The 22382-nt window shown below is 70.5% G+C and carries 17 protein-coding genes, 1 tRNA gene and 1 pseudogene; 13 read left to right on the forward strand and 6 right to left on the reverse strand.

What is annotated here, in order from left to right; all coding sequences use genetic code 11:
• Window positions 1–38: 38 nt before the first annotated feature.
• Window positions 39–1244 (reverse strand): IS4 family transposase, encoded by a 1206-nt coding sequence (locus J7F03_RS05290; RefSeq protein WP_214947475.1) that lies wholly within the window; start codon window positions 1242–1244, stop codon window positions 39–41.
• Window positions 1245–1635: 391 nt separating this feature from the next.
• Between J7F03_RS05290 and J7F03_RS05295 the strand changes: the two genes are divergently transcribed.
• The 5 genes and pseudogenes from J7F03_RS05295 to J7F03_RS05310 all read left to right on the forward strand — a co-directional run bounded on the left by J7F03_RS05295 (window position 1636) and on the right by J7F03_RS05310 (window position 4159).
• Window positions 1636–1707 (forward strand) — tRNA-Pro (locus tag J7F03_RS05295).
• A 56-nt stretch (window positions 1708–1763) separates the two neighbouring features.
• A complete protein-coding gene (locus tag J7F03_RS05300) occupies window positions 1764–2465 on the forward strand; it encodes a hypothetical protein (protein WP_214947476.1) in 702 nt (233 codons plus the stop codon).
• Window positions 2449–2601 (forward strand): hypothetical protein, encoded by a 153-nt coding sequence (locus J7F03_RS42595; RefSeq protein WP_374104272.1) that lies wholly within the window; start codon window positions 2449–2451, stop codon window positions 2599–2601. The genes J7F03_RS05300 and J7F03_RS42595 overlap by 17 nt, the downstream gene beginning before the upstream one ends.
• Window positions 2602–2649: 48 nt before the next feature.
• Window positions 2650–3567 (forward strand): annotated as a pseudogene (locus tag J7F03_RS05305) (thiamine pyrophosphate-dependent enzyme); the annotation flags it as partial.
• Between the two features lie 193 nt (window positions 3568–3760).
• Window positions 3761–4159, forward strand: a complete 399-nt coding sequence (locus J7F03_RS05310) for an ATP-binding protein (RefSeq protein WP_251071471.1) — start codon at window positions 3761–3763, stop codon at window positions 4157–4159.
• A 36-nt stretch (window positions 4160–4195) separates the two neighbouring features.
• On the opposite strand, the gene J7F03_RS05315 is transcribed toward J7F03_RS05310, so the two are convergent.
• Entirely contained in the window at window positions 4196–5263 is a 1068-nt protein-coding gene (locus J7F03_RS05315; protein ID WP_214947478.1) for a DUF2637 domain-containing protein, read from the reverse strand.
• A gap of 311 nt (window positions 5264–5574) precedes the next feature.
• Window positions 5575–6429, reverse strand: a complete 855-nt coding sequence (locus tag J7F03_RS05320; RefSeq protein WP_214947565.1) for a (2Fe-2S)-binding protein — start codon at window positions 6427–6429, stop codon at window positions 5575–5577.
• Window positions 6430–6545: 116 nt separating this feature from the next.
• Here J7F03_RS05320 and J7F03_RS05325 point away from each other — a divergent pair, with 116 nt between their 5' ends.
• Complete coding sequence (locus J7F03_RS05325) at window positions 6546–7208, forward strand: GntR family transcriptional regulator (protein WP_214947479.1); 663 nt, start codon at window positions 6546–6548, stop codon at window positions 7206–7208.
• A 61-nt stretch (window positions 7209–7269) separates the two neighbouring features.
• Here the strand turns inward: J7F03_RS05325 and J7F03_RS05330 are convergent, their stop codons facing one another.
• Complete coding sequence (locus J7F03_RS05330) at window positions 7270–8046, reverse strand: hypothetical protein (RefSeq protein WP_214947480.1); 777 nt, start codon at window positions 8044–8046, stop codon at window positions 7270–7272.
• 199 nt (window positions 8047–8245) lie between these two features.
• Window positions 8246–9925, reverse strand: a complete 1680-nt coding sequence (locus J7F03_RS05335) for a PucR family transcriptional regulator ligand-binding domain-containing protein (RefSeq protein ID WP_214947481.1) — start codon at window positions 9923–9925, stop codon at window positions 8246–8248.
• 254 nt (window positions 9926–10179) lie between these two features.
• On the opposite strand from J7F03_RS05335, the gene J7F03_RS05340 reads away from it, so the two are divergent.
• The 7 genes from J7F03_RS05340 to J7F03_RS05370 all read left to right on the forward strand — a co-directional run bounded on the left by J7F03_RS05340 (window position 10180) and on the right by J7F03_RS05370 (window position 19952).
• Entirely contained in the window at window positions 10180–11076 is an 897-nt protein-coding gene (locus J7F03_RS05340; RefSeq protein ID WP_214947482.1) for a xanthine dehydrogenase family protein subunit M, read from the forward strand.
• 2 nt (window positions 11077–11078) lie between these two features.
• Window positions 11079–11687: a (2Fe-2S)-binding protein gene (locus J7F03_RS05345; protein ID WP_214947483.1), complete on the forward strand. Its 609-nt coding sequence runs from the start codon at window positions 11079–11081 to the stop codon at window positions 11685–11687.
• A gap of 2 nt (window positions 11688–11689) precedes the next feature.
• Window positions 11690–14095 (forward strand): xanthine dehydrogenase family protein molybdopterin-binding subunit, encoded by a 2406-nt coding sequence (locus J7F03_RS05350; protein ID WP_214947484.1) that lies wholly within the window; start codon window positions 11690–11692, stop codon window positions 14093–14095.
• Window positions 14096–14465: 370 nt separating this feature from the next.
• Window positions 14466–15929 carry an NCS2 family permease gene (locus J7F03_RS05355; RefSeq protein ID WP_214947485.1) on the forward strand — a complete coding sequence of 488 codons (1464 nt, stop codon included), beginning with the start codon at window positions 14466–14468 and terminating at the stop codon, window positions 15927–15929.
• Between the two features lie 83 nt (window positions 15930–16012).
• Window positions 16013–17176 (forward strand): XdhC family protein, encoded by a 1164-nt coding sequence (locus J7F03_RS05360; protein ID WP_214947486.1) that lies wholly within the window; start codon window positions 16013–16015, stop codon window positions 17174–17176.
• 128 nt (window positions 17177–17304) lie between these two features.
• Complete coding sequence (locus J7F03_RS05365) at window positions 17305–18579, forward strand: YncE family protein (RefSeq protein WP_214947487.1); 1275 nt, start codon at window positions 17305–17307, stop codon at window positions 18577–18579.
• Between the two features lie 128 nt (window positions 18580–18707).
• The gene (locus J7F03_RS05370) at window positions 18708–19952 is read left to right on the forward strand and encodes a GNAT family N-acetyltransferase (RefSeq protein ID WP_214947488.1); all 1245 of its coding nucleotides are present in this window, start codon (window positions 18708–18710) and stop codon (window positions 19950–19952) included.
• 78 nt (window positions 19953–20030) lie between these two features.
• On the opposite strand, the gene J7F03_RS05375 is transcribed toward J7F03_RS05370, so the two are convergent.
• Window positions 20031–22250, reverse strand: coding sequence for a germacradienol/geosmin synthase (locus J7F03_RS05375; RefSeq protein ID WP_214947489.1), 2220 nt, complete (start codon window positions 22248–22250; stop codon window positions 20031–20033).
• Between the last annotated feature and the right edge of the window lie 132 nt (window positions 22251–22382).

Here is a 22382-nt window from a genome sequence, read left to right on the forward strand (position 1 = left end):
TCTCGCGCAACCCGTCTGTGAGGGCTGCCGCCAGGTGGTCAGGGGGAAAAGGCCGCCTGCGCGGTGACTTGACGTCGGGCGAGGCGGAGGGTGCGGGTGAAGGAGAGCCGGTCGGTATCGGTGCCGGCGCCTTCGGCGGCGGTGTGCATGAGCTGGCGGATCGCATGGTGGACGAGCAGGTGGCCCCAGACCTCCTGCTCGACGCCGTCGGGCGAACGGGAGCGCAGGACCTGGGCGGGGCCGCGCTGGTGGGTCTTCAGCTCGTCCAGCGTGGTCTCGATCTCCCATCGCTCGTTGTAGAGGGCCGCCAACTCCGTTGCGGGTGCCGCCTCGTGGTCAAGGATGGTGGTGATCAGCCGGTACGGGACGGTGTGCTGCGGTCGGCCGGGGTCGTCCAGGGTGTACTCGATGACGCGCACGACGGTCGCGTCGGCGCGCTTGCGGTCGCCCGCGGCGGCGATGTCGGACAGGTAGGAGCCGTCGGGAAGCTCGCGCCGCACGGGCAGGACGGCGTTGGACTTGATGCGCCACAGCAGGTCGGCACCGCCGGCCGATGCCGCCCGCCACTGTTCCAGGCCGGCGAAGCCCCGGTCGGCCATCAGCAGGTCATGGGGCCCAAGGGCATCGAACAGCTCCCGCGCGATCACGGACTCGGCGGTGGTGAACGGCCCCAGAGCGGCGTGGGTGATCGCGTGCGTGCCGCACTCGGCCAGCGCCACCACCCGCACCTGCGGGAACGCGGACCGCTCGCCCCGATGGGTCTTGGGACGGCCGAACCGCGCGTCGTTCTCCTCGCTGTCCGGCACATCGAACGTGGTCCCATCGACCGCGACCAGACGCCAACGGCCGTACCAGGCACCGGCAGTTGACTCGGTCGCCACAGGCCCAGCGGTCTGCTCGAACAGCGCCTTGAGCGGCTCCGGCCCGAGCCTGACCCGGGCCCGGGAGATCGCACCGGGCGTCGGCACCTGCCACGACCCCGACCAGCGCCGCGCCCACGCGAGGCCCTCGGTCAGCAGCCGCGCGACCTCCTCATAACCCTGACCGGAGAACAGACACATCGCCAGCACGAAGTAGACGACCACTCGCGGAGGCAGCAACCGGCTGCGCTGCCCGGATTTCCCGGATTCCTCCACAATCCGGTCCACCAGATCCGGCGGGAACGTACGCGTCAGCAGTCCAATCGCGATCCGATCAGACAACCGCTCGTCCGTTTCCGGCTTGACCTGTCCAGGGCGTGGCATCCAGGCACCTCCTGAACAGGCAGCCTACCAGCCAAGATCCTTAAGTCACTGGTATTGGGGTTAGTTTGACGCTTTGACTCAAGTCTGTCTGCGGCGGGGGACGAGCAAGATCATTCCCGCGTCACACGCGACCCATAACACTAGTAGAGGGAAGATCGGCGATCGTCGCGATTGGCGGACGATCCCCTCCCTCCGACGGCCGGCGCCGCTCCTGCGCTCCCCGCACTCTCCTCCGGGTAGATGCGCGGTAGAGCGGCGTCGGTCTGTCCCAAGACTTCCCAGCCGCACTGCCCGCGACGGTCTACACCTGGACCTCACGGTCCGGACGAGGGTGCGTGACCGTTACGGGGTCAGGTAGCTGCTCCGGTTCGATCCCGGGCGCACCCCACCGCGGGACGTAGCGCAGAGGTAGTGCGCCGGCTTTGGGAGCCGGATGTCGCAGGTTCGATCCCTGCCGTCCCGACACAGGCACCACCTACACAGGGGCGCCCGTCGTCCCACGACGACGACGAGGATCCCATGACGACGCCAACGACCGATTACACCCTGAGACCTGAAGACTTCGGCGCGAAGCCCGGGGCGGACGCCACGGACGCCTTCCGCAAGCTCTTCGCGGAGGTCAACCGCCGGCTGAAGCCGGACGCGGGTGGAGGCGTCCCCGTCTCTACGGTGACTGTGCTCCTGTCGTCGACGTACAGCGTCAGCCGCACCATCATGGAGTCCGCTCCTGGCCGTGCTCAGGGCCTGACGATCCGCGGAATCGGAAAGCGCTCGTCAGAGATCGTAATGACGGGCCCTGAGCCGCTCCTCGTGAACGCCGATCGATGGATGGGCGTCAGGTTCTACGACGTGTCGTTCAGGTCGACGAACCCCAGGGCTTCATTCCTCTACAGCTCCTCCACGGGCGGCGCTGAGGACTGGGGCTTCACGAACTGTGAGTGGCGCGGGACGTGGCGCTACGGCATCGGCCTTGACGGTCCAGCCGCGTCGAACTGCAACTCAGAGTGGACGTTCACCGGATGCCACGTGAACGGTTCCTACGACGTTGCGTTCCTCTGGAGCGGGATGACGGCCCACGCGGCGCAGGATCAGTTCCTGAACTTCAGCTTCCGTGACTGCAAGGTCGAATACGACCACGGTGACTTCCTCCGCTTCGACAAGGGCGGCTTCATCACGGTCGACGGTGGACAAGGGGAGCGCCTTCATGTACGGGCACTCTGAGCTGTACACGGGCAGGTTCACCCTCATCGACGGGACCGAGATTGATGAGTCGACCGGCCGGAAGAGGTTGATCGTCAACGAGCCGCTGATGAAGCAGGCGCGAGAAGTGCTACCGGCTGGCGCGCTGACCGGCTGATCTGGTAGACGAGCCCCGACCACCCTACGGTGGTCGGGGCTTTTCCGTGACTTCCCGTACAACGCCTTCCTCCCCGACGACGTGAAGATCGTGCAGGTGGACATCCGGCCCGAGCACCTCGGGCGCCGTTCGAAGCTGGACCTCGCGGTCTGGGGTGACGTACGGGAGACCCTGCGCGCGCTGAACACCCGGGTGAAGGCCAAGACGGACCGCCGGTTCCTGGACCGGATGCTGAAGAAGCACGCGGACGCGCTGGAGGGGGTGGTGAAGGCGTACACGCGCAAGGTGGAGAAGCACACGCCCATCCATCCCGAGTACGTGGCCGCCGTACTCGACGAACTCGCCGACGAGGACGCCGTCTTCACCGTCGACACGGGCATGTGCAACGTGTGGGCGGCGCGCTATCTTTCCCCGAACGGCAAGCGCCGCATCATCGGCTCCTTCAGCCACGGCTCCATGGCCAACGCCCTCCCGCAGGCCATCGGGGCACAGTTCACCGATCGCGGACGTCAAGTGGTGTCGATGTCGGGCGACGGCGGTTTCTCCATGCTGATGGGAGATTTCCTCACCCTGGTGCAGTACGACCTCCCCGTCAAAGTGGTTCTCTTCAACAACTCATCCCTCGGGATGGTCGAGTTGGAGATGCTCGTTTCCGGCCTGCCTTCGTACGGAACGACGAACAAGAACCCCGACTTCGCGGCGATCGCGCGCGCCGCCGGCGCGTACGGGGTCCGGGTGGAGAAGCCCAAGCAGCTCACGGCGGCTTTGAAGGATGCTTTCAAGCACAAGGGACCCGCACTGGTGGACGTGGTGACCGACCCCAACGCCCTGTCGATTCCTCCGAGGATCAGCGCTGAGATGGTGACCGGATTCGCACTGTCCGCCAGCAAGATCGTGCTGGACGGAGGGGTCGGCCGGATGATCCAGATGGCGCGATCCAACCTGCGCAACGTACCGCGCCCGTGAGCCCGGATGCGTGCGGATTCCCCCGGCGGGCATGCATCCCGTAGGCCTGTTCGAGAGGCGGGCCGATTCGGGGTCGAGTGCATTCGGGAGGTACATCGCCGTGCGGGTGGGGGCGAAGACCGGAAAACTGTGGAAGAGAGGGCGGCCGGTACCGCGTGAACCGTCCGTCGAGGACGGGGGAGCGGTGGACGCGCTGGGGATCACCCGTAGCGTGCGGCGGGCCGATCTCAAGGCGGTGGGAGAAGTCCGCCGGGCGTTACGGGAGTTGATGCGCCACCGGTGCCGGTCGGATGCGGCGGACGTGGCCGAGCTGCTGATCACCGAGCTCGTCACCAACGCCCTCGTGCATACCGATCAGGGCGCCGAGGTCTCCGCGACGATCGCCGCGGACCGCCTGCGGGTGGAGGTCCGGGACTACGCGGCCCGCCGGCCACGGCCGTACGTACCGTCCGCCGACGACGGTACGCACGGCAGGGGACTGGTGCTGGTCCAGACGCTCGCCGACGCCTGGGGCGTGGACGCGCTGGCGCTGGACGGTGGCAAGGTGGTGTGGTTCGAGCTCGAAGGGGCGACCGACGCGGGGCCGGCCTGACCGAGAGGTCGGGCCGGCCCCGCGCGGGAGTTCCGATCAGCCGAACTGCTGTTCCAGATCCTTCAGTTTGCGCTCGAGGGAATCGAGCCGGGGAAGCGTCTGGGTGTCGTCCTCGGCGGTGAGGTCCACCGTCCGGGGGCCACCGGCCGTGTCAGCGGATTCCGTTCCGCTCACGGCCAGCAGGGAGGGCCTTCGTCGTAGGGGCAGCTGTCCCGTTTCCGCTATGGCCGGCTCCGCGCCGACCGGCGCGGAGCCCGCTCCGGGGGCCAGCCCCGGCACGTCGACCTGGCGGGCGCGGGCCACGCGCCCGAACGCCCGGTTCTGCCGGCCGAGCGCCTTGATGTGCGCGCGGTCCAGGCGGTGTTGCTCCCGCCTGCGGTGCCGGTCCTGCTCCTTCTCCTTCTTGTCCTCGCGCACCTCGTCCACGGCCTCGTCGAGCGTGCGCACCCCTTCCAGCAGCATCAACGACCAGGCGCCGAAGGTCTCGCGGGGGGCCCGCAGCCAGCGCACCATCCGGATCTGCGGCAACGGCCTCGGGATCAGGCCCTGTTCGCGCAGTGCGGCCCGACGGGTCTGCTTCAGCGCGCGGTCGAAGAGCACGGCCGCCGAGAGAGACATGCCGGAGAAGAACTGCGGGGCGCCGTCGTGGCCGATGCCGCGCGGGGCGTGCACCCAGTTGAACCAGGCGGCCGCGCCCGCGAACAGCCAGACCAGCATGCGCGACCCGAGGGCCGCGTCTCCGTGGCTGGCCTCGCGGACGGCGAGCACCGAGCAGAACATGGCGGCGCCGTCGAGCCCGAAGGGGACCAGGTACTCCCAGCCCCCGGAGAGGTTGAGGTTTTGCCGGCCGAAGCCGACCAGCCCGTGGAAGGAGAGCGCGGCGGCCACCGCCGCGCAGCAGAAGAGCAGGACGTAGGAGGCGGTCCCGTAGACGGCTTCCTTGCGCCGCCGCCGCTCCTCGCTGCGCTCCCAGCTGTCCTCGGCCGCCGCGGCCTTCTCGCCTTCGCGCTTGCCCCGGGCCAGTACCGCCACTGCCGCAAGTACGCCCAGGATCAGCAGGCTGCCGGGCAGCAGCCAGTCGAGCGATATGTCGGTCAGTCTCATGCGGATGTCCTTGCCTCGCGTATGCGGCTGTTCGGCTTGTGGCCGGTGCGGCTTTCCGGGCGCCATAGTGGCGCAGGCGGTGAGCCGTACACGCGGGTTTCGGGGCAAGTGGACGCCATCGGGGGGTGGAGCCCGCCGGATAGGGTGTTGCGGCTCGAACTACCGTTCGTACGCGATGGTTTGGGTTCGATTCCGGTTCAGCCGGACGGGTGGGTTCAGTCGGTGCCGGACGACTCGGTCCCGGGCGTCGACGACCCGGAGCGCGACGGCCCCGGCCGTCGGTGAGCCGTCGCTCCGAAGCCGGCCCGTCGTCAGCTCGTCGTCAGCCGTGCCACGCGGTCCGCGTCGCAGGTGCGGGGGCAGGTGACGCAGGTGTCCTCGGGGCGGACCGTGTAGAAGAAGCAGCAGCTCGCCCGGTCCCGGGTGGGCAGCTCCCGGCCGTCCGGGCCCTCGAGCGTGCGGAAGCCCGCGCCGCCCGTGTACGGGAGCGTCGCGCCGGGGAGCAGCAGCTCCAGCTCGCGCACGGCCCGCCGCTCCTCGGCCTCGCCGAGCAGGTGGCCGAGGTACCAGAGGCCCTCGACGACCTCGTCGGTCGCCATGCCCCACAGGGCGCGCCGCCCGCGCCGCATGCGCGGGCCGAAGCCCTCCAGGACCGGTTCGAGGTGCCGGGCCACCGCGACCCGCACCTCTTGGCGCAGCGCCTCCTCGTCGGGCACGACCCGGGCCCCCGGGAGCGCGGCCGCCGGGTCGTCCGGCAGGCAGGCGAAGGGCCCGACGCGCACGGCCATGCGGCCCTCCGTCCGGTGGAAGGACACCGAGTCCGGGGGCAGCAGGGGCACCCGCCGGTCAAGGAACCAGGGCATGGTGATCAGCAGGCAGGCGGGCCACGCGTACCGGTGGAACCCGAAGCCCGCGACCACGTGGGGCCGGGCCTGGCGTCCGTGGTCGCGCAGCACCTGGGCGTCGTCCCATGCCAGGAACGCCTCCAGGGCCTCGCCGCCCGCCGCGAGCCCGTCCGCGCCGACCCACCCCGCACCGCGAGGGGAGGGTTCGTGCGGGGCGAGCTCGGTGACGCGCAGAGCGCCGTACGCCCCGCCGAGCCGTGCGTAGGCCGACGCCACCGGAGAGCCGGCCGGGGCGTGGGCTCGTACGGGCTTGACGGCCATGACGGTCATGGGGGGCCACCGAATCACACGATCGTTAACAGGTGAGCCTTACCTTACCTGAACTCTTTCCGGTTCGGGATACCCTCTGGTCAGGTCTAGACCCGTAGGAGGACCGAGTGCGTGACACGGCCCGAGCCCGGGTTCCGGCACAGCAGACGCGGAAGGTGTCCCGCCATTCGGTGCGCGGGCAGATCCTCGACGCCCTGCGCGCCGCGCTCGTCGAAGGCGAGCTGGTACCCGGGGAGATCTACTCCGGACCGGCCCTGGGGGAGAGGTTCGGGGTCTCCGCGACGCCCGTGCGCGAGGCGATGGCCCAGCTGGCGCTGGAGGGGGCGGTGGAATGCCTGCCGAACCGCGGCTTCCGGGTCCTGACCCGCACCCCGCGGGAGCTGGCGGAGCTGGCCGAGGTCCGGGCGCTGCTCGAAGTCCCCGTGATGCTGCGGCTCGCCCGCACGGTGGCCCCCGAGGCCTGGGCCGCGCTGCGCCCGGCGGCGGCCGCGACGGCACACGCCGCGGTCTCGGGCGATCTGGCGGGCTACGCGGACGCGGACCGGGCCTTCCACCGCGCGGTGCTTGCCCTGGCGGGCAACGGCCAGCTGCTCCTGGTGGCGGACGGCCTCCACCGCCGCTCCCAGTGGCCCCTGCCGGGAGCCGCGCGGGCGCGCCGCGGGGACCTCGTCGCGGACGCGGCGGAGCACGTGGCGCTGCTGGACGCGCTGGTGGCGGGCGACCTGCCGGTGGTGGAGTCCCTGGTACGGGAGCACTTCGCGGGAGCCTGACGCGGACGTCCCGGGGACCCCTTGGAGGGGCCCCCGGGCGGGGCCGGATCCGGCCCGCCGGTCAGGCCGCCGGAGCCGGGTGGAGCTGGTCCGCCAGCCAGGTGGGGATGCCGCCCAGGAGGTGGAACAGGCGGCGGGCCTCCGCGCGCAGCCGGGTGGCCTCCGGCTCCGGTTCGGCTTCGGCCAGGGCCGCCAGCGCCGGAGCCGTGCCCACCAGGAAGCCCAGGTCCTCGCGGATCCGGAGGGATTCCGCGAAGCCCTTGCGGGCCTCGGCGACCTCCCCGTCCCGCAGGGACAGCGCGGCCAGGTGCCGCCACGTGAAGGACAGCAGGAGCGTGTCGCCGTGGGCCAGCGCCCCCGCGTGGGCCCGCTGGTACGCGGGCAGCGCGGACTGCGGGGCGTCCGCCAGGTGCTCGGCGACCAGGCCCCGCCGGAAGTCCAGCAGCGGTCGGGTCCGGGACCCCGGCGACAGCAGCGCCGCCGCCCGGCCGAGCGCGGAGCGGGCTTCGTCGGCCCGGTCCCGCACGCCCAGTACGGTCGCCGCGTACGCCAGGTGACCGCGCTCGCAGGCGGCGGCGCCCCGGTCGTCGTCGTCCTGGGACACGGCCTCGGCCACGCGCAGCGCGTCCTCGGCCTCGGCCCAGCCCTGCCCGGTGAACAGGCAGCGCTCGACCAGCAGCGCGGTCCGCTGTACGGCGGCTCCGGCATCGTGCAAGTGCGGCGTCAGCAGGGCCGCCGCGTCGGTCCAACAGCCGCGCGAGCGCAGCCGCCATATCGCCCGCTGGAGGGGGTCGTCTCCCCCGGTAGTTCCGGCACCGGACATGGCGGTATCCGCCACATTGCCCTCCCCAAAGCAACCAAGCAGCACGTCGTTGAGCCCTGGGGCGAAATGAGAGCACGGATCGGCGGGTTCGGCCAAGGGGTCGGGTGAACTCTTTCACAAAGTCCGGACGGATCATCAGCCGACCCGCTCCGGCTCCACCCCGCCCCCGCCCGGCCCCGACCGGCCCTCGGGGCCGGTCAGGAAGCGGATCTTCTCAGCTCATCCGCAGTGCCAGGAAGAAGTCGAGCTTGTCCTCCAGCCGGGAAAGGTCCCGCCCCGTCAACTGCTCGATTCGCCCGACCCGGTACCTCAGCGTGTTGACGTGCAGGTGCAGCCGGGTCGCGCAGCGGGTCCACGAGCCGTCGCAGTCGAGGAAGGCCTCGAGCGTGGGGATGAGCTCCGCCCGGTGGCGGCGGTCGTAGTCGCGCAGCGGGTCCAGCAGCCGGGCCGTGAAGGCGCGGCGCACGTCGTCCGGGACGAAGGGCAGCAGCAGGACGTGCGAGGCCAGCTCGTGGTGGCCGGCCGCGCAGACCCGGCCCGGGCGCGCCGCCGCGACCCGGCGGGCGTGCCGGGCCTCTTCCAGGGCCCCGCGCAGCCCCTCGGCGGAGTGCACGGCCGCGCTGACGCCCAGCGTGAGCCGGCCGTCGTCGGCGAGTCCGGCCGCCAGGGGCTCGCGTACGGCCGCGAGCAGCGTCTCGGCGTGCAGGGCGGTGTCGGGGCCCTTCTCCTCCCCGGCTTCCCCGGCCGGTGCGGGCAGCGGTACGAGGGCGATCGCCTCGTCCCCGGCGTGCGCGACGGCGATCCGGTCCGCGGGCTCGGGCCCGGAGACGGACGGGTCGACGAGGATCTCCTCCAGCAGCGACTGGGCGACGGGCCCGCCGGCGATGTCTCCGCCGTCCCAGTCCACCCGGGCCACGACGACCTGCCAGTGCGGGGCGGTCCCCAGGCCCGGCAGGAGCACCGGCGCGGCCACCCGCAGGCGGGCGGCGATCTCGGCGGGCGGCGCGCCCGTCTGGACCAGCTCCAGGACCTCCTGGGCGAGGCGGCGGCGCACGGTGCGCGCCGCGTCGCGGCGGTCCCGCTCGACCGCGATCAGCTGGGTGACGCCCTGGAGCAGGTCGAGCCGCTCGGCGGGCCAGTCGCCCGCGTCGGCCTCGACGGCCAGCAGCCAGTCGGAGAGCACGCTCTCGCGCACGTCACGGGCTCCCGGGGCGCCCGGGGCCCGCCCGGCTCCCCTGATCGGGAAGAGGGAGTAGGTAATACCCTGGATGGAGATCCGGTGCGGGCCCCGGCGGCCCGTCCGGACCGCCGCGAGGTGTTCGCTCGCCAGTGCCGCGCAGACGCCCGGCGCCAGCGGCTCCCCGGCCCCGGCGATCTGCCGGCCCGTGGGCGAGAGCACCCAGGCCCGGAGATCGAGGTCAGTGGTGAGCAGATCGAGCACCACATCGGGGCCCCCACCGGCCGGACCCGAGGTCATGAGGCGGCGGTGGCGGTCCACGACTGCCGCGAGATCGCCGGCGCGCTCGCCGGAGACCTGCCGGACCACATACTCGGTGATCGTGGCGAATGCAACGTCTTCGTTTACAGCGAACAACGGCAGACGGTTGCGCAGACACGCCGTGACGAGGTCGTCGGGAATGTCGCCCAGCTCCGCCTCGCCGGCCGCGAGCCCCGCGACACCGGCGCTCGCGAGGATTCGTACGAATGGCTCGGAGTCGGCTGAATTTCGTCGCCAGGCCAGGCCAGTGAGGACGAGTTCGCCTCCCGAGAGGTATCGGCTGGGATCACGCAGGTCGGTCGTCATGACCCCGCGGACCGTCCGGTCGAGTTCTTCCTCGCCGCCGAGCAGCCGCAGCCCCAGCGCCTCGGTTTCCAGCAGTGCGCGCAGCCGCATGATGTCGCCGCCGATCTGTCTCGAATGTTGCCGTTGGAAATCGGGCAGGTCGTCGCATCCTGCCTTTCATACGAATCTACAAGACGAGGGAGGCCGCCAGCCAACTCCTTCATGGTTTCGGTGACTGCACCCGGGGGATAGGCGGCCGGTGTACTGAGTCCACACCGCGTTAACAGCACGTGAACGACCAGTCGAGGGTCCTTAGGCCTCCTGGCTTGAAGTGAACGACCCGATGAAGAAGAAGAGAGCCGTACATGGACTTCCTTCGCCCCGCCAGCTGGGAGGAGGCGCTCGCCGCTAAGGCCGAGTTCCCCACAGCTGTGCCGATTGCGGGTGGCACCGATGTGATGGTCGAGATCAACTTCGACCACCGTCGGCCGGAGTACCTCCTGGACCTGAACCGCATCGGTCTGCTGCGGGAGTGGGAGGTCGGCGAGGACGTGGTTCGTCTGGGCGCCTCCGTCCCGTACACGCAGATCATGGAGAACCTCCGCACGGAGCTTCCGGGACTCGCGCTCGCCTCGCACACGGTCGCGTCCCCGCAGATCCGCAACCGCGGCGGTGTCGGCGGCAACCTCGGTTGCGCCTCGCCGGCAGGCGACTCCCACCCGGCGCTGCTCGCGGCGGGTGCCGAGGTCGAGGTGGAGTCCGTACGCGGATCCCGCCTGATCCCGATCGACGAGTTCTACACGGGCGTCAAGCGCAACGCGCTCGCCGCCGACGAACTCATCAAGACCGTCCACATCAAGAAGGCGGACGGCCCCCAGCAGTACTCCAAGGTCGGCTCCCGCAACGCGATGGTCATCGCGGTCTGCGCGTTCGGTCTGGCACTGCACCCCGAGACCCGCACGGTCCGTACCGGCATCGGTTCGGCCGCGCCGACCCCGATCCGGGCGAAGGCCGCCGAGGAGTTCTTGAACGCCGCGCTCGAAGAGGGCGGCTTCTGGGAGTCCGGCAAGGTCATCAGCCCGTCGATCGCCAAGCAGTTCGGTGACCTCGCCTCCGGCGCGGCCAACCCGATCGACGACGTCCGCGGCACGGCGAAGTACCGCCGTCACGCGGTCGGCATCATGGCTCGCCGCCAGCTGGTCTGGACGTGGGAGCAGTACCGCGGTTCGAACAACGGCCGCTCGCTTGAAGGGGCTGCGTAATCATGCGCGTCAATTTCACTGTCAACGGCCGTCAGCAGGAAGCCGACGACGTCTGGGAGGGCGAGTCCCTCCTCTACGTCCTGCGCGAGCGCCTGGGCCTGCCCGGTTCGAAGAACGCCTGTGAGCAGGGCGAGTGCGGTTCCTGCACCGTCCGCCTCGACGGCGTGCCGGTCTGTTCCTGTCTGGTCGCGGCCGGTCAGGTCGAGGGCCGCGACGTCGTGACCGTCGAGGGTCTGGCGGAGTTCGCCAAGCAGCGCGACGAGCACGGCCACGGCGGTGCCTGCGGCACCGGCGGCGGTTGCGGCAGCAAGGGCGGCGTCTCCCTGGACGCGGCCAAGCAGTGGCAGGCCAAGCCCGGCGACTCGCAGACCGGCGAGGGCGTGGAGCTCTCCACGATCCAGCAGGCGTTCATCGACGCCGGCGCGGTCCAGTGCGGTTTCTGCACCCCGGGTCTGCTGGTCCAGGCGGACGCGCTGCTGGAGGAGAACTCCTCCCCGTCCGACCAGGACATCCGTGAGGCCCTGTCCGGCAACCTCTGCCGCTGCACGGGCTACGAGAAGATCCTCGACGCGGTCCGCCTCGCGGCCGCCCGTCAGTCTGAGGCGGTCTGACCATGGCCCAGAACACGCGCACGGTCCCGGCGGGTACGCCGACCAACGTCACGCAGAAGCACAACAAGGGCGGCATCGGCGAGTCCACGCTGCGCCCGGACGGCACCCTCAAGGTGACCGGTGAGTTCGCGTACTCCTCGGACATGTGGCACGAGGACATGCTGTGGGGCCAGACGCTCCGCAGCACCGTGGCCCACGCCGAGATCGTCTCGATCGACATCTCCGAGGCCCTGGCGATGCCGGGTGTCTACTCGGTCCTGACGTACGACGACCTGCCGGCCGAGATGAAGAACTACGGCCTGGAGATCCAGGACACCCCGGTTCTCGCCAACGGCCGGGTACGCCACCACGGTGAGCCGGTCGCCCTCGTGGCCGCCGACCACCCGGAGACCGCCCGCCGCGCGGCCGCCAAGATCAAGATCGACTACAAGGAGCTGCCGCTCGTCACGGACGAGGCCTCCGCCCTCGCCCCCGGCGCGCCGCTGATCCACGAGGGCCGCGACGACCACCACATCGGTCACGTCCCGCACCCGAACATCGTGCACCGCCAGCCGATCATCCGCGGCAACGTGGAAGAGGCCCGCAAGCGCGCCGACGTCATCGTCGAGGGCGAGTACACCTTCGGCATGCAGGACCAGGCCTTCCTCGGCCCGGAGTCCGGTCTGGCCGTGCCGTCCGAGGACGGCGGCGTCGAGCTGTACGTCGCCACCCAGTGGCTGCACTCGGACCTCCAGCAGATCGCCCCGGTCCTGGGCCTCCCGCCGGAGAAGGTCCGCATGACGCTCTCGGGCGTCGGCGGTGCCTTCGGTGGCCGCGAGGACATCTCGATGCAGATCCACGCCTGCCTCCTGGCCCTGGCCACGAACAAGCCGGTCAAGATCGTCTACAACCGGTTCGAGTCCTTCTTCGGCCACGTGCACCGTCACCCGGCGAAGCTCTACTACGAGCACGGCGCCACCAAGGACGGCAAGCTCACGCACATGAAGTGCAAGATCGTCCTGGACGGCGGCGCGTACGCGTCCGCTTCCCCGGCGGTCGTGGGCAACGCCTCCTCGCTCTCGGTGGGTCCCTACGTCCTGGAGGACGTGGACATCGAGGCGATCGCGCTCTACACGAACAACCCGCCCTGTGGCGCGATGCGCGGCTTCGGCGCCGTCCAGGCCTGCTTCGCGTACGAGGCCCAGATGGACAAGCTCGCGGCGAAGCTGGGCATGGACCCGGTCGAGTTCCGCCAGCTGAACGCCATGGAGATGGGCACGGTCATGCCGACCGGCCAGGTCGTGGACGCCCCGGCGCCCGTCGCCGAGCTGCTGCGCCGGGTCAAGTCCCGCCCGCTGCCGCCCGAGCGCCAGTGGGAGACCGCCGGCGAGAACGCGGACGTCCGCGCGCTGCCCGGCGGCCTCTCCAACACCACCCACGGTGAGGGCGTCGTCCGCGGCGTCGGCTACGCGGTCGGCATCAAGAACGTCGGCTTCTCCGAGGGCTTCGACGACTACTCGACCGCCCGCGTGCGCCTCGAGGTCATCAACGGCGAGCCCGTCGCGATGGTCCACACGGCCATGGCGGAGGTCGGCCAGGGCGGCATCACCGTCCACGCGCAGATCGCCCGTACCGAGCTGGGTGTCACGCAGGTGACCATCCACCCGGCCGACACGCAGGTCGGCTCCGCCGGTTCCACGTCCGCCTCGCGGCAGACGTACATGACCGGTGGCGCCGTGAAGAACACCTGTGAGGCCGTCCGCGAGGCGGTCCTGGAGATCGGCCGGCGCAAGAACGGCTCGTACCACCCCGCGTGGGCGACCGCCGAGCTGCTCCTCGAAGGCGGCAAGGTCGTCACCGATGGCGGAGAGGTCCTCGCGGACCTGGCCGACATCCTGGAGGGCGAGGAGGCGATCGACCTGGAGCTGGAGTACCGCCACCACCCGACCGTCCCGTTCGACCTGGTCACCGGTCAGGGCAACGGCCACGTCCAGTACACCTTCGCCGCGCACCGCGCGGTCGTCGAGGTGGACACCGAGCTCGGCCTCGTCAAGGTCGTCGAGCTCGCGACCGCCCAGGACGTCGGCAAGGCGCTGAACATGCTCTCCGTGGTCGGCCAGATCCAGGGTGGTACCACCCAGGGCCTGGGCGTCGCGATCATGGAAGAGATCATCGTGGACCCGAAGACCGCGAAGGTGCGCAACCCCTCCTTCACGGACTACCTGATCCCGACCATCCTCGACACCCCGACCATCCCGGTCGACGTCCTGGAGCTCGCCGACCCGAAGGCCCCGTACGGCCTGCGCGGTATGGGCGAGGCCCCGACCCTCTCGTCCACCCCGGCCGTCCTCGCGGCGATCCGGCAGGCGACCGGTCTCGAGCTCAACAAGACGCCGATCCGTCCGGAAGCCCTCACCGGCACCCTCTAGGACGGCGTGGTCCGGGGGCCGCGAGGCCCCCGGACCCCCCACAGATTTCCGGGCGGTGCGACACGGGAACGTCACACTTTTCAGTCGCACCGCCCGGAGCACAGAAGTCCGGAGTCATCAGTACCGCACCGCTCGCGGTCAGTTTCACCGGCAGTCCCCCCCAGAAGAACCTGCGGTCGTACCAACCACCCCCGGTGCCACCAGCAGTACCAGCAGTACCGCAGAAACCCCGCAGTACCCGCAGTACACGCAGTGAACATTCGCGTCGCCTCGGGCCGTCACCCCGGGTCGTGCAGCCAACGCAGTTTCCCAAATCCCGTGTCTCCAATCTTTATGCGGGTGCCCCTTTGAACCTTGGGAGTTAGGCACCATGACCCAATCGTCAGTGGAGCCCAAGACCAGTGCGGAAGAGGCCGGCGACGGCTCTCTGAACCCCGCCGGACGGTCTTGGCTCGATCGGTACTTTCACATCTCGCAGCGTGGATCCAAGGTCGGCAACGAAGTCCGTGGCGGTATCACGACCTTCATGGCCATGGCCTACATCCTCCTGCTGAACCCCCTGCTCCTCTCGGGCAAGGACGTCGCGGGCACCTCGATGGCCGCCTCGGCGATCATCACCGCCACGGCGTTCGCCGCTGCCGTCACGACGCTCCTCATGGGCTTCGTCGGCAAGGTCCCGCTCGCGCTCGCCGCGGGTCTCTCCGTGTCCGGCGTGCTGGCCTCGCAGGTGGCCCCCCAGATGACCTGGCCGCAGGCCATGGGCATGTGCGTGGTCTACGGCGTCGTGATCTGTCTCCTGGTCGTCACCGGCCTCCGAGAGATGATCATGAACGCGATCCCCCTCGCGCTCAAGCATGCGATCACCATGGGCATCGGCATGTTCGTCGCCCTCATCGGCCTCGTGAAGGCCGGGTTCGTGGGCAGAGGCCCGGAATTCGGTCCCCCCGTGCAGCTCGGTTCCGTCGGTGAACTCGCCGGCTGGCCCGTCCTCATCTTCTGCCTGACCCTGCTCGCCATCTTCATGCTGCAGGCACGCAAGGTTCCCGGCGCGATCCTGATCGGCATCGTCGGCGGAACCGTTCTCGCCGCCATCGTGAACGCCGTGGTCGACATCGACCCGAAGGCCTGGAAGAGCGGCCCGCCGGAGCTCAGCGGCTCCGCGGTCTCGATGCCGGACTTCTCCCTCTTCGGCGACGTCTCCTTCGGCGGCTGGGGCGAAGTCGGCTACATGACGGTCGGCATGATCGTCTTCACCCTGGTGCTCGCCGGCTTCTTCGACGCGATGGCCACCATCATCGGCGTCGGCACCGAGGCCAAGCTCGCCGACGACAAGGGCCGCATGCCGGGCCTGTCCAAGGCGCTGTTCATCGACGGTGCCGGTGGCGCCATCGGTGGCATCGCGGGCGGCTCCGGCCAGACCGTGTTCGTCGAGTCCGCGACCGGCGTCGGTGAGGGTGCCCGCACAGGCCTCGCCTCCGCCGTCACCGGCCTGTTCTTCGCCGCCTGCCTCTTCTTCACCCCGATCACTCAGATCGTCCCGGGTGAGGTCGCCTCCGCGGCCCTGGTCGTCATCGGCGCGATGATGATGCAGAACGCCCGCCACGTGGACTGGGCCGACAGCGCGACCGCGATCCCGGTCTTCCTGACCGTCGTGATCATGCCGTTCACCTACTCGATCACCGCTGGTGTCGCCGCGGGCGTCATCTCCTTCGTCGCCATCAAGATCGCTCAGGGCAAGGCCCGCGAGATCGGCGGCTTCATGTGGGGTCTGACCGCGATCTTCGTGGTCTTCTACGCCCTGCACCCGATCGAGGGCTGGCTCGGCGTCGGCTGAGCCGGCCGGACCTGATCCGTAGCGAACGACCGCACACTCCACGTATCCGATACTGGAAACCGAACCCCTCCGAGGAGGCCGCAATGCTGGACATCGCCGAAGAACTGAACCGGTGGGTCGAGCAGGGACGCGATTTCGCCGTCGCCACGGTCGTGGCCGTCGGCGGCAGCGCTCCCCGGCAGCCCGGAGCGGCCCTCGCCGTCGACAGTGACGGCACGGCCATCGGCTCGGTTTCCGGCGGATGCGTGGAGGGTGCGGTCTACGAGCTGTGCCGGCAGGCGCTGGAGGACGGCGAGAGCATCCTCGAGCGCTTCGGCTACAGCGATGACGATGCCTTCGCGGTGGGTCTGACCTGCGGCGGGATCATCGACATCCTGGTCACGCCGCTCCACGCGGGCTCTCCCGCACGGGAGGTGTTCGCGGCCTCGCTCGCCGCCGCCGCCCGAGGTGAGGCGGCCGCGGTCGCGAGGATCGCCGATGGTCCGGCCGAGCTGATGGGCCGCGCCGTACTGGTCCGCGGCGAAGGCGCCCACGAGGGCGGTTTCGGCGGACACCCCGAGCTGGACCGGGCCATCGCCGACGAGGCCCGCGCCATGCTCGACGCCGGCAAGACCGGCGTGCTGGAGATCGGCGCCGACGGCCGCCTCTGCGGAGAGCCGCTCAAGGTGCTGGTCGAGTCCAGCGTCCCGCCGCCGCGGATGATCGTCTTCGGCGCCATCGACTTCGCGTCCGCCCTGGTGCGGATCGGCAAGTTCCTCGGCTACCGGGTGACCCTGTGTGACGCGCGGCCCGTGTTCGCCACGAAGAACCGTTTCCCCGAAGCGGACGAGATCGTGGTCGGCTGGCCGCACCGCTACCTGGAGGAGCAGTCTTCCGCCGGAGCCGTCGACGGCCGGACCGTCCTGTGCGTCCTCACGCACGACGCCAAGTTCGACGTGCCGCTCCTCGAACTGGCCCTGAGGCTTCCCGTCGCCTACGTCGGCGCCATGGGCTCCCGCCGCACCCACGAGGACCGCAACAAGCGGCTCCGCGAAGTCGGTGTGAGCGAGCTCGAACTGGCCCGGCTGCGCTCCCCGATCGGACTGGACCTCGGCGCCCGCTCCCCGGAGGAGACCGCGCTGTCCATCGCCGCCGAAATCGTGGCCAACCGGCGCGGCGGCACCGGTGCGGCCCTGACCGGCGCGCACATCCCGATCCACCCGGACACCTCCAATACGGTGATCAGCCGGATCGGGTCCGTCGCTTGAAGAGGTAGCGAGCTGTAACACGGTGTGGAAGGGCGCAACCCCGTCGGAGGTTTCGGGGTTGCGTCCTTTCGGCGTTCGGTCTATTTTACCCGCCGGTAACAGCGTCTCCCCGCAACGGAGTTGACCGGATGTCTGCCGTTCCTATACGTGCCCGCCGTACCGCTGGGGCTCTGGCGGCCCTGGTCGCTCTGGCCTCCGCCGCCCTCCTGGCGGGACCCCTCCCCGCGGCGGGCGCCGAGACCGCCGCCGGACCGGCCCCCCGCGAGGTGCTGTTCGTGGGCAACAACTGGGAGGGCACCGCCGACGTCCTCGCCTCCACCGGCGACCTGGCCCGCATCGGCCGGATCGACATCGTCCCGGACAAGGCGGAACGGCTCCGGGAGATCTACCTCAACCCCGTGAAGCTCGGCTACTTCCTGGGCGTCCGGCTCACGGCGGGCGAGGGTCACGACCAGTTCGTGGACGACATGTACACCACCCCGGACGGCACCGCCGTCGTCGCCTCCCGCCCCAGCTTCGCCGACGTGGTCTCCATCGACCTGCGCACCGGCAGGATCAACTGGCGCTTCCCCGTGGCCGGTTACCGGGCCGACCATATGGCGCTCTCCCCGGACGGCACCCGCGTCGCCGTCTCGGCCTCCACCGCCAACACCGTGCACGTCCTCGACATCGCCACCGGCCGCCAGGCCGGCTCCTTCACCACGGGCGACAAACCGCACGAGAACACCTTCACCCAGGGCGGCCGCTTCCTGTGGAACAGCTCCATCGGTGACGTGACCTCCGCCCTCGACGCGACGTGGCTGGACTGGACGAAGGGCGACCGGAAGATCACCGTCGTCGACGCGCAGACCTTCCGCCCGGTCCGGACGATCGACATGCGGGCGCGCCTCGACGCCTTCGGGCGCTCCGACCTGTCCGACGCGGTACGGCCCATGTCCTTCAGTCCGGACGAGTCGAAGCTCTACTTCCAGGTGTCGTTCTTCAACGGCGTCGTCGAGTACGACGTGGCCGCCGACCGGATCACGCGGATCAAGACCCTGCCCGAGAACCCGGCCACCAGCACCGACCGCACCACCTGGGTCAACGACTCCCGCCACCACGGCATGTCCATGAGCCCCGACGGGGCCAGGCTCTGCGTCGCGGGGACCATGGACGACTACGTGACCGTCGTGGACCGGGCCACCCTCGCCGAAGGCCCGCTCGTGCCCGCCGTCAAGCCGTACTGGGCGACCGTCGACGGAGACGGCACCGGCTGCGTGATCTCCGAGAGCGGCGCCGACCGGGTCACGGCCATCGACTTCGCCACCGGCACCAAGCGGGTCTCCGTCCCCGTCGGCGACCACCCGCAGCGGGTACGGATCGGCCACGTCCCGGAGGGCTGGACGGGTCCGGCGGCGCGCTGACCGGAAGGAACGGCCCGGGGCCGTGACCCGACAGGGCGCGGCCCCGGGCGGGCTCCGGATCCGGCAGCGCCGGCGAAGCCACCCTTTATGAAGTGACTGGTCCGCGATGACCGATTAGTCTCCGGATCATGGTAGACATCCGCGAGGTACCCGAGGCCGACATCGACCGCGCTCTGGAGCTCGCGTACCTGGTCTTCCACGACCGCCCCGAGAAGGAGGGGCGCGAGCGGCACCACGACATGCTCCGCCACTGCGTGCGGATCGGCGCCTACGAAGAGGACGCGATCGTCGGCTTCATGGCCGCGCACGACTTCCGGCTCTCGGTGCCCGGGGCGGACCTGCCCTGCCCCGGGCTCACCTTCGTCTCCGTCACCCCCACCCACCGCCGCCGGGGCGTCCTGACGGCCCTGATGGGAGAGATGATGCGGCGCGCCGGGGCCGCCGGCAGTCCCATCGCCGCCCTGTGGGCCTCCGAGTCGGCGATCTACGGGCGCTTCGGCTACGGCAGCGCCACCCAGGGCGCCACCATCGAGATCGACTCCACCCGGCCGCTGGCCCTGCGCATCGACCCGGACCGGCGCCCGCTGCGCCTGGTGGACCCCGGGGACGCGGTCGCCGTCGTCGGCCCGTACCACGAGGCGGCCCGCGCGACCCGGGCCGGCCGGCCGACCCGCACCGCCTGGCGCTGGACCGAGGAGTGGCTGCCCGAGGAGGACGAGGAGGACGAGGAGCTCGGCCCGCCCCGGATCATCGTCCTCGGTGATCCGGGCGAACCGATCGCGGGCTACGTGCTCTACCGCACGAAGGCGGAGTCCTCCGAGACGGGGGCCGGTTCCGTGCGCACCCCGGGCCTGGTGCAGGTCTACGAACTGGAGGCGGACACCCCGGCGGTCGCCGCCGCACTGTGGGAGTGCCTGGCCTCCCTCGACCTCACCGGCAAGGTCAGCGCGTGGGGCCGCCCGGCCGACGACCCGCTGCTGCACTTCGCGGCCGACCGGGACCAGGTCAGGGTCACCGCTGTGTTCCCGGCGCTCTGGCTGCGGCTGGTCGACGTGGCGGCGGCGCTGACCGGGCGGTCGTGGGCCGCGCCCGTGGAACTCGTACTGGAGCTGACCGATGTACGGGTCCCCGCGAACGCGGGGCTCTTCCGGCTGAAGGCGGGGCCGGCCGGGGCCGCGTACGAGCCCGCCGACGGCCAGGCGCCGGACCTGACCCTCGACGTACGGGAGCTCGCGGCCTGCTACCTCGGCGGGACCCGGGCCGTCGAACTGGTCGCGGCCGCCCTGGTGGTGGAGCACACCCCCGGCGCGGCGGCCACCCTGGACGCGGGCCTGCGCACCGAGCTGCTGCCGCACACCGCCGACGAGTTCTAGAGCCGGCCGCCGCGTCGGCGGAGCGGGGCGGGGGCGGGCGAGCGGACCGCCCCCGCCCGGTGACGCGGCGACCGGTGTTCAGCGGGCGGGCAGGGAGATCCGGGCCGCCGACATGCCGAAGGAGGAGCTCCAGGCGGCGGTGGAGATCCCGTCGCCCAGCCGGTGCAGGTCCTCCTCGCGGTAACGCTTCGCCTTCCGGTGCCAGTTGAGGATTCCGGCGAGCCAGTCCTGCAACTCGGTGACGTAGGCGTCGAGTCCGGCCCGCGCCCCCGCTTCCAGCTTCCAGTCGTCGTAGAGCAGCGGCAGCCGGCCGGCGACGATGTGCTCGAACTCCTCGGTCCGCTGCGTCATCAACGAGTGGCAGATGTGCAGCGCCTCCTCGTAGCCGATGTCGAAGAAGTTCCGGGTGACGAGCACGTAGTTGTGCACCTCGCCCTCGACCTCCACCTCCTTCTGGTACGAGAAGATGTCGTTGATCAGGCAAGCGGCGTCGGCTGCCGCGTTCTCCAGGGAGCGGATGGTGCCGGAGGCGTAGATCTCCTCGGGGATGCCCCGGCCCGCCTGGCCGAGGCGGCACAGGTACATGGTCAGGTAGGTGCCGAAGGTGCGGCGGCGCATCTCGGCGTAGTCCACCGGGTCCGGGATGCGGTTCAGGATCTGGTTCTCCACCTCCCACAGCCAGCTCTCCAGCATGTCCACGAGGGTGGCCCGGAACTCCGTGCGCACCCGGGGGCTCATGTCCCCGCTGGTGCGCACCCACAGGTCGCCGAGCGAGCGCTCCATCGCGGTGGACGGCGCCGCCTGCTCGGCGTGGTCCACCGGGATCATGGCGACGAGCCGGGCGTGGGTGGCCTTGGCGGCCGGCAGATTCCTGGCCTGTGCGAAGACCACCGGGTAGTAGTCGTCCCCGTACGTGCCCCAGGTCAGCCAGGAGGCGTTGAGGGTCAGGGCCTCGGGCGTGGCGTCGGGGTCGAGGCCGGCGGAGCAGAGCGCGAAGTCGTAGCCGCGCAGCCTCTCCTCGGTCCAGATCGCCGAGCCGGGGTCGCCGATCTGCGGGTCGAGCAGGCCCATCTCCCGGGCCCACGCGACGGATTCCTCGCGGGCGCGGGCATGGTGCGGGCTGAGCGTGAGCGGGAACGGCATGTAGACGTCCGGGACGACGGACGGGCCGGTGCGCTCGAAGGGGACGTGGGTGAAGGAGCGGCGGCGCATCTCCAGGGCGCGGGGGGCGAGGATCGAGCGGAGGTCGAGGGCGGTGGTGCCCAGGCCCGAGGGGAGGAAGGGCAGGGTGAGCGGCGCGGTGGCCCGGGCCTCCTTGTTCATGTAGCGGCTGGAGACCATGTGCCACTCGTGGCCGCCGGACTGCCAGTCCTGGAGGCCCTTGGCGTAGGCGAGGACGGCGGCGATCTCCGCCGGGTTCATGGCGTGGTCGGCGAAGAGCTGGGGGAGTTCGGCGAGGGCGGTCTGCTCGAACTGCTGGAGCCGGGAGGTGAGGAGGTCGTTGGAGGCCTCGGCGGCCTCCTGGGTGCTGCAGCCGAGGAAGGTCTCCAACACCAGGACGGCATTGGAGAGTTCGCCCTCGTCGGCGACCTCGCGCTGGTAGGAGAAGAGGTCGTTCCTGATGTGCACGGCGTCGGAGAAGGCATCGCGCAGCACCCCGAGCGGCCGGGAGTGCGCGACGCGCGCCGGGACCTCGGCGGACACGTACTCGATGAGCCCGGCCGACCAGGGGGCGCCGCCGACCTTGCGCCGCATCTCGATGTATTCGAGGGGGTTGGCGACCCGCCCGATGTTGATGTTGGCGAGCTCCCACATCGACTCGTCGAGCAGGTTCCTGGTGGACTCGGAGAATCGTTCCCGCCAGTCCATCGACATGGCCGGGACGGTACGGGCCCACAGGTCGGCGAGGCCGGCCTCGACGGGGTTGGTGGCCTCGGGGAAGCCGTCGGCCAGGTCCATGGGCATGAAGGCGGCGAGCCGGTCCAGGTAGCTCTTGGCGCCGTCGCGGTCCTGGGAGCGCTTGTACATCTCCAGGAAGTGGTCGTCGAAGAAGAACACCCACACGTACCAGTCGGTGACCAGCGACAGCGCCTCGCCGTCGCAGTCGGGGTGGGTGTAGGAGCACAGCAGGGCGTAGTCGTGCGAGTCGAGGTCGCTCTCCTCCCAGACGCCGGAACCTTCCAGCATCCCGAAGCCGCGGGCCCACTTCTTGGTGTGGAACCTCGCGTCCTCCAGATGGGGGTTCAGTCGCGCCGGATAAGGCACATAGAAATCCGGCAGTTGAAACGGCTGCGTCACGGCGGGGTGGGCCTTTCGTCCGTCTGTCCCGATGAAGAAGCGGAAGGCCTTGGAAGCGGCCTTCCCCACGAGATCAGCAGTGCCCTACCCGTGGTGCCGGTGGGATAAGGGGGAGTTCACTTCATCAGGTGA

This window comes from Streptomyces sp. ISL-43 (genome assembly GCF_018614195.1).
Taxonomy (GTDB): Bacteria; Actinomycetota; Actinomycetes; order Streptomycetales; family Streptomycetaceae; genus Streptomyces.

What these genes read in the sequence shown, in the direction of transcription:
- J7F03_RS05290 (WP_214947475.1), bottom strand. Translation starts at nt 1,244, where the DNA reads ATGCCACGCCCTGGACAGGTCAAGCCGGAAACGGACGAGCGGTTGTCT.
- J7F03_RS05300 (WP_214947476.1), top strand. Translation starts at nt 1,764, where the DNA reads ATGACGACGCCAACGACCGATTACACCCTGAGACCTGAAGACTTCGGC.
- J7F03_RS42595 (WP_374104272.1), top strand. Translation starts at nt 2,449, where the DNA reads ATGTACGGGCACTCTGAGCTGTACACGGGCAGGTTCACCCTCATCGAC.
- J7F03_RS05315 (WP_214947478.1), bottom strand. Translation starts at nt 5,263, where the DNA reads ATGAGACTGACCGACATATCGCTCGACTGGCTGCTGCCCGGCAGCCTG.
- J7F03_RS05320 (WP_214947565.1), bottom strand. Translation starts at nt 6,429, where the DNA reads ATGGCCGTCAAGCCCGTACGAGCCCACGCCCCGGCCGGCTCTCCGGTG.
- J7F03_RS05335 (WP_214947481.1), bottom strand. Translation starts at nt 9,925, where the DNA reads ATGCGGCTGCGCGCACTGCTGGAAACCGAGGCGCTGGGGCTGCGGCTG.
- J7F03_RS05340 (WP_214947482.1), top strand. Translation starts at nt 10,180, where the DNA reads ATGGACTTCCTTCGCCCCGCCAGCTGGGAGGAGGCGCTCGCCGCTAAG.
- J7F03_RS05345 (WP_214947483.1), top strand. Translation starts at nt 11,079, where the DNA reads ATGCGCGTCAATTTCACTGTCAACGGCCGTCAGCAGGAAGCCGACGAC.
- J7F03_RS05350 (WP_214947484.1), top strand. Translation starts at nt 11,690, where the DNA reads ATGGCCCAGAACACGCGCACGGTCCCGGCGGGTACGCCGACCAACGTC.
- J7F03_RS05355 (WP_214947485.1), top strand. Translation starts at nt 14,466, where the DNA reads ATGACCCAATCGTCAGTGGAGCCCAAGACCAGTGCGGAAGAGGCCGGC.
- J7F03_RS05360 (WP_214947486.1), top strand. Translation starts at nt 16,013, where the DNA reads ATGCTGGACATCGCCGAAGAACTGAACCGGTGGGTCGAGCAGGGACGC.
- J7F03_RS05365 (WP_214947487.1), top strand. Translation starts at nt 17,305, where the DNA reads ATGTCTGCCGTTCCTATACGTGCCCGCCGTACCGCTGGGGCTCTGGCG.
- J7F03_RS05370 (WP_214947488.1), top strand. Translation starts at nt 18,708, where the DNA reads ATGGTAGACATCCGCGAGGTACCCGAGGCCGACATCGACCGCGCTCTG.